The organism is Paenibacillus sp. UNC217MF, assembly GCF_000686865.1.
GTDB lineage: Bacteria > Bacillota > Bacilli > Paenibacillales > Paenibacillaceae > Paenibacillus_B > Paenibacillus_B suaedae.
In genome coordinates, this window is record NZ_JMLT01000020.1 from 1 (window position 1) to 18,110 (window position 18,110).

The following is an 18,110-nucleotide window of genomic DNA, read 5'->3' on the forward strand; positions in this document are numbered from 1 at the left end:
TCGTTCCTTAAGCATGAAAGGGTGTCCTTATGATAACGCAGTTGCAGAAGCTACGTTTAAAATTATGAAGACGGAATTCATTAATCAGATGAACTTCCACAGTTTACATCACCTAGAATTGGAGCTATATGACTACGTAAATTGGTTCAACAAACATCGCATCCATGGAACCTTAGGCTATATGAGTCCAGTAGATTACAGAAGATTATCCCTTAAAAAAGCTGTCTGATTTAGTGTTGACAATCCACTGATTTTGTTTCATTTGTTTTGAGTATATCAATATACCTTCATCAACATACTCAAATCGAAATGTTGTAGTTGGTATACTATTTTTATTTTCATGATAGAAACCATTTCTAATAATTGTATCAACTGCTTGATTGCTATTATACAAATACTCATCCACCAAAAATGTTTCTTCGTTCAATTCCTCATCTCCGTCCAAGTCGACGTCTTTTAAATAGAATAATACTTTTTCTATCACAGTCTCTTTCAAAACTACACAATATACTTGCTCCAAAACAATTTCATCATTATCGTTATTTAGAAACCTAAGATAAAGTTTCATCCCCTCTTCTTTTATTACAAAAACACTGCCCCATCCCTTATTTTCTTTATCATAAGAATAGTACAGTTCACCATCTTTTAACTTATTTACGATAACTCCTTCATTAGATTCAGGCTCAGTTTTATAGATTTGGGGCTTCTTTAATTGATTTAGTGCATTTTGATATGGAAAAAATTCTAAAAATGAATCACTCCAAATAACGGTATCTTGTTCTACATTTTTAGCTCTGTTTAGCATTTCTTCATATGAGTCATAATATTTTTCAAAAATTCTGAGCAGCAAATCGTATTCTTTTTCTATCGCTTTGTTCTCTATTATTTTCATGTAATCACCCTCTCACGTCCTAAGCCTGTATATAATCAAAGATCATGGCCAACCGTCCATAGGGCTGCTAATAGAACCCTATGGTTTGTATTCTTTGTCATGCTTAAAGTTTTAAATAGCGGAAATCAAAATCAATACCCTCGCCATCCAACAAGTTTCTTTTATACTCTATTTCTTCCTTAGAACTATCAAAAGTAACTTCTGCGTACAATTTTTGAATTTCAATTATCTCATTTAATAAATAGTCATTGAAATTTTTATATACTTTAACCCTTTTAATCGGATCATGAGAAAATAAATAAATCTCCCCAGTATCCCTTTTAAAGCAAATAGGATCATTGCCCGGACTTTCAGCAAAAACAATATATTTATCTGTTTCTTCTTGTTGAAAATACAATGATACAAATTCCCATATAGAATTTGTCAATGGTTCCCACTCATCCATTTTCTTAAGGTTGTACATGAAATCAGAGCTTTCTATACCTCCGAAATGTAAGAAATAATCTTTCGTTTGTGAGGGAATTATCCAATCTAGATATTTCTCTGTCTTTTGAAAATTTTCAGTTTCTAATGAAATCACTTCTACATCCTGATCCTCAAGAAAGCATGTCAGGTTTTCAACCCAATTGTCTTCCCCTATTTGTCTAATTGGTAATATGGGCTCTCTATTCATCTTCATACATCCTCCTTTAATGATAAGATTCTCTCGATCTCTTGGCCGGATTCATTGTCTGCAGCGCTGCTTCTCACCATACTTCGACATTAATCGAGTTAAATCCTACCAGAAAGGGAGTTGGTCATGTTTTAAAACGACAAAAGGGGCTGTCCAAAAGTCAGCTTTCAATGACTTTCTGGACAACCCCCTTTTGGTCTTTGTGTACAATTATCTACTACCATTCTCTTTCTCTAAGGGCATCCTCAATAACAATATCGATTTTATGATATTGTAAGACCGATTCTACTGTAGCAGCAATTGATTCTCTTGCAACAGTCTCTAGTTCACTATTATTTTGCCCAAACTCATCTGCCAAATCATTAATGGCTATTGTCATTTCATCAAGTTTACTTTGAATCTTATTTACATCACGATTCCCTTTTTCTATAAATGGAACAACGCGCAAAATGCATTCCTTTACTTTATCCACTAAAAATTCTGGGTAGAAAGGGTCATTATACATCTCAATTAGATAACTGATTTGGGCTGCTTCGTTCTCATTTTGTCGATTCCCGTCTTTATCCTCTACTCCATATTTCGGAACCCCGGCTTGCCACATCTCTTCGACTGTTTGTAACGGATAGTTATCGATACCAAGCAATCGCTGCTCTTTTAATGGATCGATCCATCGGCCATTCTCAATCGATAGAATTAAGCGACGTACGAATTCGTAACCCGTGTTATACCCAACAATTTCGTAGTTGTTTAACATGTTCGGGTCATTTCTATCAATATTGTATTGGATAATTTCATTCCCCATAAGACCCTTATCACCGACTGTGGGATCGATTCTCACCAAATTGTATATGAGTTCAATATCACTAAATTCAGACCGATTTCCCCACTGTCCCCTGTCACTACTAATAAAAATCTCTGGTATAGGGATATTCAAATTAGGTTGTACATTTTTTAGTTTCCCTACGGAACACTGTTTAAAAAACCCCTTTAACACCATACATACCCCAAAAGGTTTAAACGTATTTAAGTCAAGCGGCTTCTCATCAAAATGATTACGTTCACTCGTTATATTAAAAAATGCAACGTATGGACTTTCTAATAATTGAGCAATGATGTATACATTTTCTTTTAATTGGATGGAATGAATATCATTTTTCTTCCAAACAAATCTTTTTAGCATATCAGCACCCCTTTTTTGTGAGTATCTGGCCATAGAATGACAAAAAGCTCTCCAGACGATGGAAAGCTTCCTCATTTTAGTAATTATAATTGAAATTAATGATGTAATCATTAATACAGTTTCTCTGAGATTGATTTTGCCGTTATCTCGCGGTATTTCATAGCTTCATCCTTTATTTTCAAAGAAACCCCGACATTCAAAATATCAATAACAGCTAGCTGGGATATCTTTGCAGCAAGTGAGCTGCCTTGTAATGGATTTTCTCTAGCCACCATTAACAGTTCGATATCCGCCAGTTTGGTTATAGGGGAACGCGCATTACTCGTAATAACGACTATCTTGGCGCCCGCTTTCTTGGCTAGGCTTAAGTTCTCCAGCGTATCTTTGGTACTTCCCGAAATGGATATCCCAACAGCTACATCTCCTGGATGCATTAATGCAGCTGTCATGGCCTGAAAGTGTGTATCTGTCTTAGCGAAGCTCTGCTTGCCAATCCGGGTGAAGCTATGCGCGGCCTGTAACGCCGTCAATCCTGAAGATCCAACTCCAAAAAAGTGAATATGATTAGCTGCAGTTAATAGATCGATGGTCTTCTCCAGCTGATCTGAACTAATAAGTTCCGAAGTTTGTTCCAGCGTCTCAATATGCATAGATATCACCTTGCGGTTTAAAGTCGCTGCATCATCCTCTTCCGTAACTTCATTATACAAGCGATCGGAAGGCTTAACCATATCTTGTGCCAGGGATAATTTAAAATCCTGAAAGCCCTGGAATTTCAGTTTCCGGCAGAGGCGAATCACCGTCGTCTCACCGACGTCCGCTCTCTCTGCAAGTTCAGTCACCGAGTGATAAATGATATCCTGAGCGTTTTCCAGAATAAAATTTGCAACTTTTTGTTCTGTTTTGGTTAATCCATTGAAATGACTTCTTATGGATAACAACGTCTTTCCCATTCCCTGCTCGTTAGACAAATCCATTCTCCTTTCAGGTTGCCTAACAAATAGTGAACTGTAGACTAACCTACTATTTAGGATATACACAAATTCCTTTAAGAGGAAACTAGTATGCTATAACAAATTACATTATACTGTGAATTTTATTTTAAATAAAATAACCCGCTACAGCCCCTACTACACCTCCATTATCTCCTAAAGAAGCCGAGACTACCTCAATTTCCCGAATCCTCTCTCTATAAACAGGAAGCAGCTGGCGCGACAGACTTTCACGAACCGGATTAAGTAAAAAATCGCCTTGCCGAGTAATGGCCCCTCCAATGACAATCCCCTCTGGATTACATGTATGGACCATATTAGCCAGACCAGCAGCAATATACTGAGTATATCTTCTCAGCACGTGAATAGATGCTTCGTTTCCTTCCTGCGCAGATGCGAATAGACTTTCCGCGGTACTAATCCCTTCTAGCTCTGTCCCAGCTTCTTCTACCATTCTCATCAATCCTGTAACAGAAGCATACTGTTCCCAACAGCCTATTCTTCCGCAATTGCATGGATAACCACTGTACTCAATAACATGATGGCCTATTTCTCCCGTAAACCCATCCCGTCCTTGATACGGCCTATGATTAATGATCAGGCAACCGCCCACTCCCGTTCCCAAGGTAACACAGATGAAGTCGCTCCATTGTCTGCCAGACCCTACCCACGCCTCACCGAATGCCATGGCATTCGCATCGTTATCGATCAATACAGACAAACCTGTCATGGAATGCAGCCGATTTCCAAGCTCCATTCCGGCCCATCCCGGCAAATTAGCTGTGGCCCCCATTACAACGCCTGTCCGACTATTCACTTGACCAGCAGTCCCTATGCCGACACCTTTTACCTTCCATCCTTGACTGCTTGAATACCTTTCTAATTCCTTCGTAATTTCGGAAATTCGATATAACAGTGCTTCCCCGCCTTCATTTGCCTTCGTCGGACAATTCAAATGGTGAATGACTACTCCCTCCGCATTTACAATCCCCGACTTTATGTTTGTTCCACCGATATCCAGACCTATAGCTACTTCCCCAGTATGTCCCATCCATAGAACCTCCTCGCTTAAAGGCTGCTGCAACTAAAATAATAGAGACTACATTTCAGGAACGTTATGATATTGAAGTATAGCATCCGTATATTTCTTAGTAATCAATTGCGGCCTGGTAATGGCTCCGCCAATTACAACGGCGTAAGCTCCGGCCCGAAGACACGCAACAGTCTGTTCAGGACTATGAATTCTCCCCTCAGCTAATACGGGAACGCTAACCATTTGACTTAAATCAGCAACTAATTGAATATCTGGTTCCTCGCTCTGCGGGCTGTAGGCTGTATAACCAGATAGCGTAGTAGAAATAAGATCAAAACCCAGTCTATCTGCCTCTACTCCTTCTGCTACAGAAGATACATCTGCCATTAATAGTACTTGGTGCTTCTCCCTTATTTCTTTAACCAAATCCGCAAGACAAACATTACCCGGCCTATTGCGCATTGTAGCATCCATAGCGACAATATCGGCTCCAGCAGCGATTATACCTTCAACCTCTGTTAAGGTAGGAGTTATGTAAACGTCAGAACCGGTATACTCCTTCTTCCATAAGCCGATAATCGGCAAATTCGTCACCTTTTTTATCGCTCTAATATCTTGAGGCGTATTCGCCCTGATCCCTACCGCCTTGCCCATTTCAGCCGCTAGAGCAAAGCGGGCCATATAATCACTTCCGTAGAATGGTTCTTCCTCAAGAGCTTGACAGGAAACAATAAGTCCGCCTTTTAAAGTTTGAATCATTGAATCTACCATCGTGCACACCTCCGTAAATAAACTGTTCATTGAGTAATAGGTAGCTCATAATATGTACTCTTTCATTTCCTTAGAATCAGTAACAGCCACCCCTTATTATCAATAGAGTGGCTGTCTGCTGAGTTTTTCTACTCTATCGTTGTTATAGAACCAGATCGTCCGGCCAGTGGATTTGAACCCCTTGCCTTTGAATCAGCGCTTGATAGGCCTGAAGATGCTCCGAATTGGCGTGAACCTCATGCGGCGTCACTTGATTCTGCAGCGCATAGGCCGCTAAATAACCGACCGATTCCCCAATGTTCCATTCTGTCGGGTGGAGGCGGTAGCATCCGTTCGTGATCTGAGTGGTGCCGATATTTTTACATGCGGGAAGCAAATTCTTGACCCGGATCGGCAGTAACGCACCAAGCGGAATCTCATACGGATAGTTCGGAATATAGAACGTCCGGTTCGTGACGGTCGTCAAGTGAACATCCAGATGATAGCTGCCTACACCGACGCTATCGTCGTAACGGCGAATTCCTTGTTCCCCGCGGATTTCCTTACTAACATCCTGCTCCGTAATGGTATACATCGCTTGAATCCGGCGCGACTCGCGAATATACGGGTACTTCGCCAGTCCGTCCTCTGTACCCAGTACATCCGTACGCAGCCGGATGCCTGGATACCCCCGCCCTCCGTCCGGACGAGGCGTCTCGGTCTGGAGCCAGTAGATCAGTGAGAGGCTTAACTGTCTAGCACTCGCCAGATGCTCCTCCCGTTCTGCTTCAGGAACGTCAATAATTGAACCTAGAAAATAATCGTTCTGCGGCCAATTGACCAAGGTGATGTCACTCTCATATAGCCCAGGCTCAAATAAAGCCGGGTCGATGACACGACGATACGTCCACAGCGACAGCAGCTCCCGTCCAGAAGCGTCCTTGCGTTCACCTGGAAATAGGGCGAACTCCTTCATTTTCTCTACGTCATCCGTATCGTTCGCATACCAGCTTAACAGCGGAATATTCGTATGCTTCGGTACGAACTGGCGCCAGAAATCATATTGCTCAGGCTTCTCAATCGTGAAATCGCCACCCTCTACATAATCGAGGGCAAACACATGGGTGATCGACTGCACATCGAGCGGATTTGCCTCTTCCAGCGCATGCGGCTCCCCTGTCTCATGCCTGGACTCCGCGCCTATTACATATTCAACCCCCGCTAACGGCAGTACGTCTCCACATTCCGTAGCATCGAGGAAGTACGCTCCCCTTAGTACAACTTCTTCACCTGAGCTTATATGTGTAACGGTTACACTCTCTATCTGATCTTCATTCACTGAGGCTGCAGTCGGTCTGAAATGATACAATACCGTGATACGGCCGCTGTTCACATATGGGGCCAACATATCCTCGATGACGCGCAGCGCCACCTTCGGCTCATGGCATAAGCGGCTTACCCAACCGTTGCCGGGATTAAGCAGTTCATTATTCTTCGCTTCCTCTGACATCGGATAGTTCTCTCGATAATAAGCACGCACCCGGTCTCGAAACTCGCGATACGTCTCTGTGCAGCCGAATTCCTCGATCCACCGATGTTCATCCGGCGGAACCGCCTGACTTGTCAGCTGACCGCCGAGCCAATCCGTCTCCTCTGTCATGATTACACGCACGCCCATTTTGGCTGCAGCCAATGCGGCCATACATCCGCCCAACCCGCCGCCTAGGACGGCGACGTCTGTCATTCGCTCGTTATGCATCTCTCGCTGGCTCCTTCTCTGGCGCTTCCAGCATCCACCTGAGCTGTTCATGCACCTTCTCTGTTATTTGCAAAATTTGTAGACCCTCGCAGCATTAGCGAAGCTCGAACCCTCGTCGTACTTTATTGTCCTTGCTTCGTATCACGGACATGGGTCTTCAATCCGACCTCAAACATCCGACTCCAAGGCATATAGCAATCGTCGATCACGATCTCATAATTATTCTCTGGATCATGCAAATGCTGCTCGATGAACCGAGTCAATTCAGCTCTGACCTGCTCGGCGATTTGTCCCCGCTGTCCGTCGATCGAGAAATAATTGTATTCCGTACCAGGCAGCACCCGATCACTTACATTCCTGCGTACGAAGGCACAATAGCCCCCATCCTCGACATAGCGTAGTGACAGGAAATCGCGATGCTGCGGCGTATTGCCATTCACGGCATAGATCATGCCTTGTGCAATGCAAGTTCCAAGCGTGTTGCCACTTGTATTCCAGCCTGCATAACCGGCCAATTCGAACAATAGCTTCTTATCGCGAAGCAGCTGCAGCAGTTCAAGATCTGCTCCGTTGGCATAGGCTACATCAGCGATAACACAAGGCTTGCCGAGACGGTGAACAATATCATCAGCCATCTCTACCAGTTCAACTAGATTCCGGTACACCTGATACCCTAAAGAAGACTGCCCTTGATCATTCGACTCCATCATGCTCTCGCCGGGTGAATTGATGCATAGGGCCATATCGGCTTCTGCCAGGGAAGGCGACATAAGTCCTCCTGCCGCCATAATCTGATATTTGACCGATTCATATAGTACGCGATCTTCATAGAGAGGCATCACGAACGGCCCTTGCATACTGGCAAAATGAACATGCACCCGTGGCTTGCGACGCTCAAAATGATTGATCATGCGGGCAAGAAGCGTACATCCCACTTCGTCGGCCCCTGGATACATATAGACGGACAGCTGCTGCTGACACTTCTTGACATGCTCGCGAACTTGCTGCTGATCCACCGCAGTCAGTCCATAAGGAGCCGAGTCATCCTGTGGAATGATCATGAAATCGACGGCCCCGTCCTGCACCAGTTCGATTGCTCTCTTATTCGCTGTTAAATTAACAGCACGGCGCTCCGTGTAGTCCTGCCACATAGATTCAGGTAACACGCCATCGATCTGCTGCAATTCATGTTGCTCTTCTTCTGTCGCGATACCCAGCTCCAACCGGTGGCGGATATATCCGCGCCGGAAAATCTCCCTGCCCCAATTCTCGTAATAATCCGGTTCTTCATCACTGCTGGAATAGCGCGGGCAACGCATAATGAGCTGATAAGCAAATACATGCAAAGCCGGGTTGATCCGCTTCAATTGACGGAGCTTCTCTAATTGCTTCCCGCATTGTTCCTCCGTCATCTCATGCAGCCGCGAGGGGATTATTCCCCCGTATAGCAATGTGTCCAAGGCCACAATCGCTCCGTCTGCATCGCGCGCCTGCTCGAATAGCCAGGCCCATAGCTGTTCGATGTCTCCAGGGCGCTTCTTCAGCCCCATCATGCTCAAATCCGGACGAACGACATGATAATCCGTTCCCGCGGCAAGCAGTGCCGGAAATTCGTAATTGCACGGACGTTCGTCCAGCGGAATATATATAATTTTTCTCATGTGAGTCGTGTCCTCCTATCCTTTAACTGCTCCGGATACACCTTCCATGTAATATTTCTGGGTGCACAGGAACACGATGATAATCGGTATAACCGAAATGACGGTCCCGGCGGCAATCCAGCCAAAATTATAGGAAAATTGGCCATTTAAAAAGCTGAGCGCGGACGCGATTGGATACTGCTTCGTATCATTAAGCACAATCATCGGCCAGAGGAAGCTATTCCACATCCCCATGAACTCCAATAGACCAATAACGGCGATCGCCGGCTTCACAATCGGCAGCGCCAATTGCAGCCAAATACGAAATTCGCTGGCACCGTCCACTTTGCCGGAATCGCGCAGCTCATGCGGCATGCCCATAAACGCCTGTCTCATTAGGAATACGTTGAACACGGTAACCGCTGAAGGAAGCACGACTGCAAGAAACCCGCCCATCAAGCCTAGTGCTTTTACCGTCAAATAGTTAACTACCATGCCGGCTGCAGCGGGAATAATCATCGTCGCTACCAGTAGTGTAAAGATTAGATCCCGGCCTTTGAAACGGAATACGGCAAGCGGATAGGCTGTAAGACAAGAAAAGAAGATGTTCATTACAACGCCCATCAGCGCAATGATAACGGTATTCATTAAGTATCTTGGAAAGTCCATGTAATTCCACACTTGGACATAATTAGCAAAGTCAATAAACGTCGGAAAAATCGCCGGCGGAGAGCTGAACACATTCTTGCCGGGCATGAGCGACACACTTACTATCCATAGAAATGGTCCCATCATAAAAATGGCAAACAGAATCAATGCTCCATACAACAATAATAATTTCACTAATCGAAGTGGTTTTTTTCTCATATCATGCATCCATTAATATGGATTGACACCACCCTTCCGGTTGAATCTGAAGATGACGATACTAAGCGCACCAATCATGACGCTGACAATTAAGCCAAGTGCCGAAGAGTAGCCGAAATTAAATTGCTGGAAACCCTGCTGATAAATATACAAGCTCGATGTTAAGGTAGCATCCCCCGGTCCACCCATCGTCAGGATGAACACTTCATCGAACACACGGATTGCCGCCATTAGTGAAATAAGCGTGCAGAAAAAGACATACGGTCTCAACAGCGGAATTGTAATTTTACGAATCGTCTGCGCCCGACTCGCGCCATCAATCATCGCAGCCTCTGTCAGATCCTTCGGAACGGATTGCAATCCGGCCAAATAAATCATCATATAGTAGCCAAGGCCCTTCCACATCGTAATGAACATCAGTGTCCACAGTGCTGTATCTTTGTCGGACAGCCAGGTAATTTTCTCTTTCATTAACCCTACATTGGACAGCACATAGTTTATGACCCCATTCTGGTTGAGCAGCCAGCCCCAAATAAGCGCTACCGCGACCATAGAAGTAACTACGGGGATGTAATAAGCCGTACGAAATAATTTAATGCCTTTGACATTGCTGTTGACTAGAATCGCCATAAGTATAGATATAATCTGAATAAATGGTACAACAATGACGTATAGCAATGAGTTGAGCAGTGACGTGATGAAGCTCTTATCCTGCAACGCCTTAACGAAGTTATCCAAGCCAACAAACTCGGTCTTGCCTATGACGGAGTAATTCGTCAGCGCCAGCGGTACGCTATAAATAATCGGCCAGAAGACAAATAGGGCCAGTAGAATCAAACCCGGTGTCATGAAGAGCCAAGCCACTGCCGCTTCAGATTTGCCGAATCTAGTAAAGAATTTTCTCATGATAGTAATCCTCCACCACCATTAATTAAGTAGTTCAAAAAGTCCACTTTTGAACATCCATTATAAGAATCGGGCAGGACAAGCCTGCCCAATTTGAAGTATTTAGTTGCCCAAGATTTTGTTAACATCGCTCTCGGCCGTAGTCAATGTCTTCTTCACGTCAGTACCGTTCAAATAAATATCCTGCAATGCTTTGGTGATCGTCTGATTAACGTCTTTAGCACTCTCAACGCCAATGTAGAAATCCTCGGCTTTATCAAGGCTGACTGCAGATACGGTCTTAGCGACCCCTTCTAGAGTTCCGTCATTCTCCGAGAAGAATGGATCTTTGGCGCTCTCTACCGTGGAAGGCAATGTATTAGCGATCTTGGAGAATTCCACCTGATTGGCCGCATTCGTGACGAATACAGCGAAGTCAACCGCTTCTTTCTTATGAGATGTTGCCGAAGGCACGACGATGTTCATCGTGTTGGAATAGCGGATGCCCGCTTTGCCAACCGGACTTGGAACGGCAAGCATTTTGTTGTATACATCCGGCGCGGCTGTCTTGATCTTGTTAATAAACGGCGAGCTGGATAAAGACATGGCTACTTGCTCACTCGCGAAGTATTGCACTTGTTTATCGTAGTTGATAATGTCTTTTGGAATGACGCCGTCTTTTAACAGTTGTACATTCTCATTGACATACGCTTCTACTTCCGGTGTATTAAAAGCTGCCTTCTTATAATCCTCAGTCAGGAACGGCAGGTTCTCTTCTAACAGAGTCCGTGCTTCCATCGTGAATATGTAGCCGTAGGCACCGGTTTTCTCTTTGATCTGGCGGCCCCATTCGTTCAATTCCTGTTTCGTCTTCGGCGGATTGTCCGGATTCAGTCCAGCTTTCACCACCAGATCCTTATTCATGAATAGGACAGGCAATCCAGTGTACCAAGGGAGTGCGAACGCTTTGCCGTTCATTTCTGTTGAGGAGTAGATTCCTTGGAAATAAGCTGCCTTCTGATCCGCTGTCAGCTCTTGGTTGAAGTCAACCAATGCATCCTTGGTTCCCATCTGATTGGCCAGCTCCGTATTAAGGTTCACCACGTCTGGCGCATTACCGCCAGCGATATTCGTCATGAGCTTGTTCAGTACAGCATCGTAAGGGTAGTCCTTCCAATCTATCTTGACATTCGGATTCTTCGCTTCATAATCCGCAATCAATTTGTTGAAGTAATCATTGAAGGTCGGCTGCAATGAGATTGTCCAGAATTCTACCGTGACTTGTTCCGCGGGCTTCTCGCCATCGTTGTTTCCACTTGAAGCAGCCCCCTTGTTGCTCGATGAATCCGAACCACAAGCCGCCAATAACCCCACCATCATCATTGATGCCAATAGTAATGAAATCAACTTTCTACCTTTGAAACTCATGCCACAACACCCTCTCTTCTTTATAAGCTCTCTCAAACTCTCTCTCAAAGCTAGGAGAAGAAATGACTATAAGTCCGAAAACGGTAGCGCTTACAAAAAAGCCTTATTATTCTACGCTATATCTGTAATTGCTCCAATCCATGAATGATTTCGGAATAAGAGTCGTTCCTGCCACCTTTTCCCTTCTTGCATGTTCATTGTAGCACGCATTAAACAATTTCTCCACTATTTTTAAAATATTTGGAGATTATATTCTTCACATACTGATATAGCAATCGTATTTACAAAAACTAGAGAATTCGGGGTGCCAAAATCGATCTGCGACACCCCGTGAATTCATTAGAAATTGATGAAGCCTACATATTGCAGTTTCAACTTTGTCGTTATTCTTCGTAGTTCCCTTTATCATTACCAGCGCGCTGAATCGTCACCGTGTAGTTTTTCATTCGTCCATCTTCTGACATCACTTGCAACGTAACCAGATTCGAGCCCACTTGAAGTGGTACGGGAATGACCGAATCATTCTCAACATTCTTGCCACCTACGGAAATAACTGAATGCTGATTACTTGCACTCGCCGTAATATTTAGCTCCGTAACCGAATGCCCGACCTTTACCTTGTAATCATACGTCGATGGTGAGAAGGAAGGCGTTAACTTCATTACCTTCTTCCCCGAGCTCACCGTCAATTTACTTAATTGCGTTTTCGCTGTTTTTGAGAAATAAATGTCTATCATTTTGCTGCCATAGTCCAAATCATGTTTCATTCGATTCTTCACTTCTGTATTGATCGAGTTGCTCGCAAGAAGTTTGCTTATGCTGTCGATCCTCTGTTTCACGTCACTTGCAGTCTCATCTGTCATATTGGGATTCGCATGTAGATCCTTTACAGCAGATTCAAGTTTCTGTATTAGTTTTGCGCCGTCCTTACGGCTCATCCCTTGGAAAGGAACGTATATCTCATTGATTTTACGGATAATTTCTTCCATCACGGTCGCTAGAGGCTTAGTCGTATCATATTGAGGTAAAATTGCCTTATTACGATACAACCCAATCTTCAGCACCTTGTCATACTTATAATTAAATAGTCCTTCGTATTCAAATAATGCGGCTCCAGCTCCATCATTCTTGGTCGCTTCGGTGATTTGATCCACAACAGCCGATGTAGGATTGCCTTGGAACGTGTCCAGACCCGATGAGACGAATGCATTGTCCCCCGCTAATGCCATCGAGTTTCTCAAGTCCGTTACCGTTAATTCGGAACCCGGTGCATAAGACATATGGAACAAGTGATCGATCAAATTATGATCCAACCAGTATTTCGCTTCTTGTGCGTGCGATTTTGGCGCTTCCTCATAATTCGGCCATACCGCAGTTGTAATTTGTAGGTTTGGTTTGATTTGATGCGCCTCGTTAACTACCCGAACGACCCAGGTATTGATCATGTCCGCACGAAATTGCAGCCACTCATCCCAGTAACGATCTCCTGGATGAAGGTCAAGCGGATCAACGCCATATTTCTCGCTGAACAAATTGCGGGTATACGTGTCGTAACCAAAATCATTCGTGTAATCTCCGGATCCTGGATACCTCGCATAATCCAAATGCAGTGAAGCTATGTCATATTTTGTGACGAGTTCATCGTATACAGAAGCAACGAAATCTCTAGCTTGCGAGAGCGCTGGATTAAGCCAATGCCACTTAGCATTGTGACTGCCTTCTTCATAATCAATACCTTTTCTGCTTTTCATAAGCCAATCAGGATGATTCACCACAACCGGCCCGCCGACAAAGAAGTTCTCCACCCAGGCATGAATTTCAATCCCCTGTTTTTTGCCTTCCTCAATAAATGCTCCAAGTACATCAAAGCCTTCATACAAAGGATTTAATTCGGTATCTGGCAAAGACGTTGGCCAAGTGGTATATCCATTCCACCACGTTTCTAGATAGATGGCATTGATACCGGTCTCTTTGATTTTCTTCACATGATCTCGAACCTGCTCCACGTTCTTTTCCTTCGGCCTCATCCAGAGACCTCGAGTCTGTACTTTCGGAGATTCAAAATTCATGTAACTTGCTTCCGTAACTTTCTGATCTAAGTCATTCAGTAGATCCATCAAGCCGTTGGTACCGCTTTCATTTAAGCGCTGTTTGACCAACTCATAAACGCCCTTCGCTTCTACAATCTTCTGTTCAATATCGGCATAAGGAACATCCATAAATTGATTCTTAGATAACTGGAGCGCCTTCTCTGCGCTATCGATACTTATCGAGGCTTTATCTAAGTAAGATTCTGGCGTAAAAATAACCAACACTTCTTTTTTAGCAAAATCCAGACTCAATTTGGCTCCGACCAGTGCGTTGTTCTTTAACCAAGTGTTTTTAACCCCATGACCGGATAATACGTAGCCGCCTTCAGGAATTTTACTGTTGTTCCCGCCGTTGTTCGTCACATATCCGTCCGCATTAACAATCACTTCATTGCCCCATGGGTTCGTGCCAGTCTCCGCGCCATAATTACGATCATAGACGATCAACTGATTCGATCCACGAAATCCTGGATAAGGCACATTGCCAACATTGTCCCAGCCTCCGGGATTATCTTCTTTTACTTTCGGATTAAATGCATCAAACGAAGTTCTAGCCGCTTGGTATATTAAACTATCCGTCACGAGCTCAACCTCTGCGCCGATACTCACTTGACCCGCTAATTGGTTATAGAATGGACTTGTCGATTGAATCGACAGTACATATCCATCCGCTGGAATGGAGGAGTTGTTATCAAGATAAGCCCCTGTGTTGGGATCGTATGCAATCGACACGACCTTGGTTACCTTATTGCCAACGACTGTAAGTTCCATTCCCCAAGCATTCTGATTGGTGGTTGCGCCATAAGTAGGCTGGTACAACACCACTTCTCCCGCTCCACGCGGCCCATTTATTTTATCAATGCCTACCGCAATACCATTCACTTTCAAATACTTGCTAGGCAGAATAGGAATATCTACGTTAATCGCTTGTACGGACTGCCCCACCTCCAAATTCAAAGATGACGCAGCGTTGCCAGAAGCCGAAATGACATAACCGTTCGCGGGAATGTAGGTTCCACTCTGACCATGAACACCATATGTGCTTTCCACGACCGACACATCATTGGTGATGATATATTGAACGGTATCTTCAGAGAATGGTCTTGTCATTTCACCAAAATGACGTGTATAGACGGCGATGGTGTTCGCCAGTTGGTCCTGATCAACAACGTCGATTGGTATAGTGCCCTGCTCTGTGATGAGCTGTGGACCTCCGACTACCGGTGCAGGCAGCGTGTAGCCAACAATCTCAACCGGGTCTCCCGGACTCATATTGTCTTTAATCCACTGTTCACTCGATCCGTGACCAAACAGTACAAAACCATTCGTCGGTATTTGTACAGCACCTTCACGATAAGTGACGTCTGTAACGCTGTAAGTGCCTTCATGGTAGTCCACGACTGCAGCAGCCGCATAAGGGTTCGAATCTGTGAGCTTACTACTATTTTCTCGGGTAAACAGGATCATTTCATCTGAAGCTCCGATGGCTCGATTCACTGCTGTAATGCTGATGGTGTTACCGTTTGCAGCTTTCGCTGTGATGGTGTTGCCATCTGCATCTTTTGCTGTGATGGCTTCATCGGCCAACACAGTCAATGTCGTCCCTGAAAAAATGAGAGCAAAACATAAGATGAAAGACAGCGTATTCTTTAATCTCATTTTCAAACCTCCCCATGGGTTCATGAAAAAACAGCTTCCCAAGCACTCCATCTTATGTACAACTAATCTCATCTATAAATCTATTTTTATGCCGAGTTTTCTACAAGCATCACCTCCAACGATCGTTATGGGGTATTCCTCTTGATCATAACAGACAACTCACATTCGAGGAAGGATATTTCCACTTATTTTATGTATAAAATTAAATTATTCCTCCATTTTATTTTTGCTTTATATGAACGGAATCCATCCCTACCGTAAAATGGAAGCCGAAACGCGAAACGAGCCTTAGAAGCGATTCTAAAGGCTCGTTTTTGTGCAGACTTTATTGTTGATGTTTTTTACAGTTACCTGCCATCATAAGCATCTCCATACGACTCGAAATTTTCGGACAGCCAAAACCAATTTTCACCTTTACTAGCGTATAAATGCTCTAGCAGTTCCGTAAAGCTTTTAGCAATAATCTGACTATCCCCTGGTGTTGCATGGGTTGTTCCTATTCAAAGTCTTGTTTGTTCAGTAAATGTGGAAAACTGGCTGTAATTGTTTCCTTCATTCCCTTGGTGTGTCGCGGCAATAGATGAAGTTTCCTTATATTTTTCAATTTTAGAATAGGCGTAATATCTCGGCTCATATTCTCTAATGTCAGCATCAAAGATAAATACTCCAATCGCATTAATTCTCCAACAGGCTCAAAGCTTTTAACTGGATTTCCCGTCCCACTCATTCGTCCATGATTAAGACTTAATTCCTTTATATTCGATAAAGTGGCAAGCGCCGTTAAATCGTACAAGTGATTCATACCATAGATATATAAGGTTTGCAGGTTCTGTAACCCTATCAGAAAGTTCAAATCTTTTACTTGGGGCAAATTCGCCAAAATCAACACTTCTAAGCTATGTAAACATGACAAATTGGGGAGATCCTCCATTTTTCCAGAGGAAATCTGCAAGTACTTTAAATTCGGCAATGTAGAAAATATTCGTAGTCGTTCTTCATCTAGATCAGTAAGGTAAATCCCTTCTATCATTTGATTACCGACCAGCGATTCATAATTCAAATATTTCTTCTTATATTTTTTCAGAGGCGTAAATAAGTCAACAATCCGAGTATCTTCTTCCAATGTAACAAGATCAAAGTTCTCCGCTCTCCGCGTCCCCTCAATAACGCCCAAATGAGCATAATAGGAAACAGGAGATTTCTCGTCCAGCAAATATCGATCCCAGTTCATCTTGTTCTCTCACATCCTTCTCAATGACAATCGTGTTGCATGAACACAGTCTGTCAGTATGTTCGTATTCAGGCAAATCGTAAAGAATAAGCTTTATGCTGAATTAGCATGAGCGCTATTCATATTGAGAACATTCATACAACAAATTGTTTTTAAAGTCATCCGCGGATACTCTCACAACGTCTGGATCTTCCGGAACTTTGAATACAACTACATGCGTTCCTTCTTCTGATAGGTTAGGCAATATCTCATCTAAGAGTTTATCTAAACGTATTTTTTGTGTTTGACAGTTCTCCCATTCATCTTCTATGCATTTCATAGCATACTCTTTAAATGGCCAAATCGGCATAGACAGATTTCCCTCTTTATCTGAGGTTGTAACATACCCATCATTTAATTTCAAAGACCACGCCTCTTCCCAGTCTGCAATACGTTTTACGGAATAAATATATCGATCTCTAGCTGATCTTTTTATCATTGCTTTAAACACTGGACTTGATTCAAATCCTTTACTCATCGTAAACTCCTCATTTCTTCTCTATTAAGCCAACATCAAACTATCTTTATTTATCAAGATCTACAGACCAATCAATCTCTTCCTTGAACCAATTGTTCAATTTAGTTGAACCATTATCCATTTTCAAAGGGATTTCTCTTGCCCACATTTTAATGTCATCTATGAACATCTCTTTATCAAGTCCTTCAAAGATGTGTTTATTTAGCGCAGTGTTTAGGAACTCTAAAAATAGATTCCCCAAATGATACCGTTGCTCTACTTTATACATTTTTTCATATTCTTCTACCTTGACTGCAAGATCGATTGTCAGATAGTTATCTTTTTTCGTGTATCTAATAAATGACCTTCTTCCATAGGATTCAGGCAAACATCTAAAAGCTATCCCGATCGAGACATCAACATGGCCATATTTTGAGTTTATGTTAGATTCCAATGCGCTACTTAATTCACTAGCTAATTCACCAACTCTCGCACCTGCAGTATCTGAGACGATTGAAAAATCCATGCAGCGCTC

The 18,110-nt window shown here is 43.3% G+C and carries 16 protein-coding genes; 1 reads left to right on the forward strand and 15 read right to left on the reverse strand.

Annotated features, from left to right (window positions below; all coding sequences use genetic code 11):
• The coding region (locus tag BP95_RS0112085) for an IS3 family transposase (RefSeq protein WP_028531620.1) at nt 1–229 on the forward strand (229 nt) is incomplete at its 5' end.
• Here BP95_RS0112085 and BP95_RS0112090 read toward each other — a convergent pair.
• The 15 genes from BP95_RS0112090 to BP95_RS0112165 form a co-directional block, all read right to left on the reverse strand.
• Complete coding sequence (locus tag BP95_RS0112090) at nt 206–892, reverse strand: hypothetical protein (RefSeq protein ID WP_028532291.1); 687 nt, start codon at nt 890–892, stop codon at nt 206–208. The genes BP95_RS0112085 and BP95_RS0112090 overlap by 24 nt on opposite strands.
• Before the next feature lie 103 nt (nt 893–995).
• Nucleotides 996–1,565 (reverse strand): SMI1/KNR4 family protein, encoded by a 570-nt coding sequence (locus BP95_RS0112095; RefSeq protein WP_028532292.1) that lies wholly within the window; start codon nt 1,563–1,565, stop codon nt 996–998.
• A gap of 217 nt (nt 1,566–1,782) precedes the next feature.
• Nucleotides 1,783–2,745, reverse strand: a complete 963-nt coding sequence (locus tag BP95_RS34535) for a DUF5713 family protein (RefSeq protein WP_442952327.1) — start codon at nt 2,743–2,745, stop codon at nt 1,783–1,785.
• Between the two features lie 110 nt (nt 2,746–2,855).
• The gene (locus BP95_RS0112105) at nt 2,856–3,716 is read right to left on the reverse strand and encodes a MurR/RpiR family transcriptional regulator (protein ID WP_028532294.1); all 861 of its coding nucleotides are present in this window, start codon (nt 3,714–3,716) and stop codon (nt 2,856–2,858) included.
• A 130-nt stretch (nt 3,717–3,846) separates the two neighbouring features.
• Complete coding sequence (locus BP95_RS0112110) at nt 3,847–4,788, reverse strand: ROK family protein (protein ID WP_028532295.1); 942 nt, start codon at nt 4,786–4,788, stop codon at nt 3,847–3,849.
• A gap of 48 nt (nt 4,789–4,836) precedes the next feature.
• Nucleotides 4,837–5,541 (reverse strand): N-acetylmannosamine-6-phosphate 2-epimerase, encoded by a 705-nt coding sequence (locus tag BP95_RS0112115; RefSeq protein WP_028532296.1) that lies wholly within the window; start codon nt 5,539–5,541, stop codon nt 4,837–4,839.
• A 142-nt stretch (nt 5,542–5,683) separates the two neighbouring features.
• A complete protein-coding gene (locus BP95_RS0112120; protein WP_028532297.1) occupies nt 5,684–7,279 on the reverse strand; it encodes an FAD-dependent oxidoreductase in 1,596 nt (531 codons plus the stop codon).
• Nucleotides 7,280–7,401: 122 nt separating this feature from the next.
• Complete coding sequence (locus BP95_RS0112125) at nt 7,402–8,940, reverse strand: DUF4127 family protein (RefSeq protein WP_028532298.1); 1,539 nt, start codon at nt 8,938–8,940, stop codon at nt 7,402–7,404.
• A gap of 15 nt (nt 8,941–8,955) precedes the next feature.
• The gene (locus BP95_RS0112130; protein ID WP_028532299.1) at nt 8,956–9,786 is read right to left on the reverse strand and encodes a carbohydrate ABC transporter permease; all 831 of its coding nucleotides are present in this window, start codon (nt 9,784–9,786) and stop codon (nt 8,956–8,958) included.
• 12 nt (nt 9,787–9,798) lie between these two features.
• Nucleotides 9,799–10,692 (reverse strand): carbohydrate ABC transporter permease, encoded by an 894-nt coding sequence (locus BP95_RS0112135; RefSeq protein WP_021252878.1) that lies wholly within the window; start codon nt 10,690–10,692, stop codon nt 9,799–9,801.
• Nucleotides 10,693–10,794: 102 nt separating this feature from the next.
• Entirely contained in the window at nt 10,795–12,099 is a 1,305-nt protein-coding gene (locus tag BP95_RS0112140) for an ABC transporter substrate-binding protein (RefSeq protein WP_021252879.1), read from the reverse strand.
• Nucleotides 12,100–12,482: 383 nt separating this feature from the next.
• Nucleotides 12,483–15,848 carry a family 10 glycosylhydrolase gene (locus BP95_RS30215; protein ID WP_051614067.1) on the reverse strand — a complete coding sequence of 1,122 codons (3,366 nt, stop codon included), beginning with the start codon at nt 15,846–15,848 and terminating at the stop codon, nt 12,483–12,485.
• 496 nt (nt 15,849–16,344) lie between these two features.
• A complete protein-coding gene (locus BP95_RS0112155; RefSeq protein ID WP_028532301.1) occupies nt 16,345–17,079 on the reverse strand; it encodes a leucine-rich repeat domain-containing protein in 735 nt (244 codons plus the stop codon).
• A gap of 115 nt (nt 17,080–17,194) precedes the next feature.
• Entirely contained in the window at nt 17,195–17,596 is a 402-nt protein-coding gene (locus BP95_RS0112160) for a DUF2750 domain-containing protein (RefSeq protein WP_028532302.1), read from the reverse strand.
• Nucleotides 17,597–17,642: 46 nt separating this feature from the next.
• The gene (locus BP95_RS0112165) at nt 17,643–18,101 is read right to left on the reverse strand and encodes a hypothetical protein (RefSeq protein ID WP_028532303.1); all 459 of its coding nucleotides are present in this window, start codon (nt 18,099–18,101) and stop codon (nt 17,643–17,645) included.
• Nucleotides 18,102–18,110: the final 9 nt, after the last annotated feature.

What these genes read in the sequence shown, in the direction of transcription:
- BP95_RS0112115 (WP_028532296.1), bottom strand. Translation starts at nt 5,541, where the DNA reads ATGGTAGATTCAATGATTCAAACTTTAAAAGGCGGACTTATTGTTTCC.
- BP95_RS0112130 (WP_028532299.1), bottom strand. Translation starts at nt 9,786, where the DNA reads ATGAGAAAAAAACCACTTCGATTAGTGAAATTATTATTGTTGTATGGA.
- BP95_RS0112165 (WP_028532303.1), bottom strand. Translation starts at nt 18,101, where the DNA reads ATGGATTTTTCAATCGTCTCAGATACTGCAGGTGCGAGAGTTGGTGAA.
- BP95_RS0112120 (WP_028532297.1), bottom strand. Translation starts at nt 7,279, where the DNA reads ATGCATAACGAGCGAATGACAGACGTCGCCGTCCTAGGCGGCGGGTTG.
- BP95_RS0112155 (WP_028532301.1), bottom strand. Translation starts at nt 17,079, where the DNA reads ATGAACTGGGATCGATATTTGCTGGACGAGAAATCTCCTGTTTCCTAT.
- BP95_RS0112140 (WP_021252879.1), bottom strand. Translation starts at nt 12,099, where the DNA reads ATGAGTTTCAAAGGTAGAAAGTTGATTTCATTACTATTGGCATCAATG.
- BP95_RS0112135 (WP_021252878.1), bottom strand. Translation starts at nt 10,692, where the DNA reads ATGAGAAAATTCTTTACTAGATTCGGCAAATCTGAAGCGGCAGTGGCT.
- BP95_RS30215 (WP_051614067.1), bottom strand. Translation starts at nt 15,848, where the DNA reads ATGAGATTAAAGAATACGCTGTCTTTCATCTTATGTTTTGCTCTCATT.
- BP95_RS0112125 (WP_028532298.1), bottom strand. Translation starts at nt 8,940, where the DNA reads ATGAGAAAAATTATATATATTCCGCTGGACGAACGTCCGTGCAATTAC.
- BP95_RS0112095 (WP_028532292.1), bottom strand. Translation starts at nt 1,565, where the DNA reads ATGAATAGAGAGCCCATATTACCAATTAGACAAATAGGGGAAGACAAT.
- BP95_RS0112090 (WP_028532291.1), bottom strand. Translation starts at nt 892, where the DNA reads ATGAAAATAATAGAGAACAAAGCGATAGAAAAAGAATACGATTTGCTG.
- BP95_RS0112160 (WP_028532302.1), bottom strand. Translation starts at nt 17,596, where the DNA reads ATGAGTAAAGGATTTGAATCAAGTCCAGTGTTTAAAGCAATGATAAAA.
- BP95_RS0112110 (WP_028532295.1), bottom strand. Translation starts at nt 4,788, where the DNA reads ATGGGACATACTGGGGAAGTAGCTATAGGTCTGGATATCGGTGGAACA.
- BP95_RS34535 (WP_442952327.1), bottom strand. Translation starts at nt 2,745, where the DNA reads ATGCTAAAAAGATTTGTTTGGAAGAAAAATGATATTCATTCCATCCAA.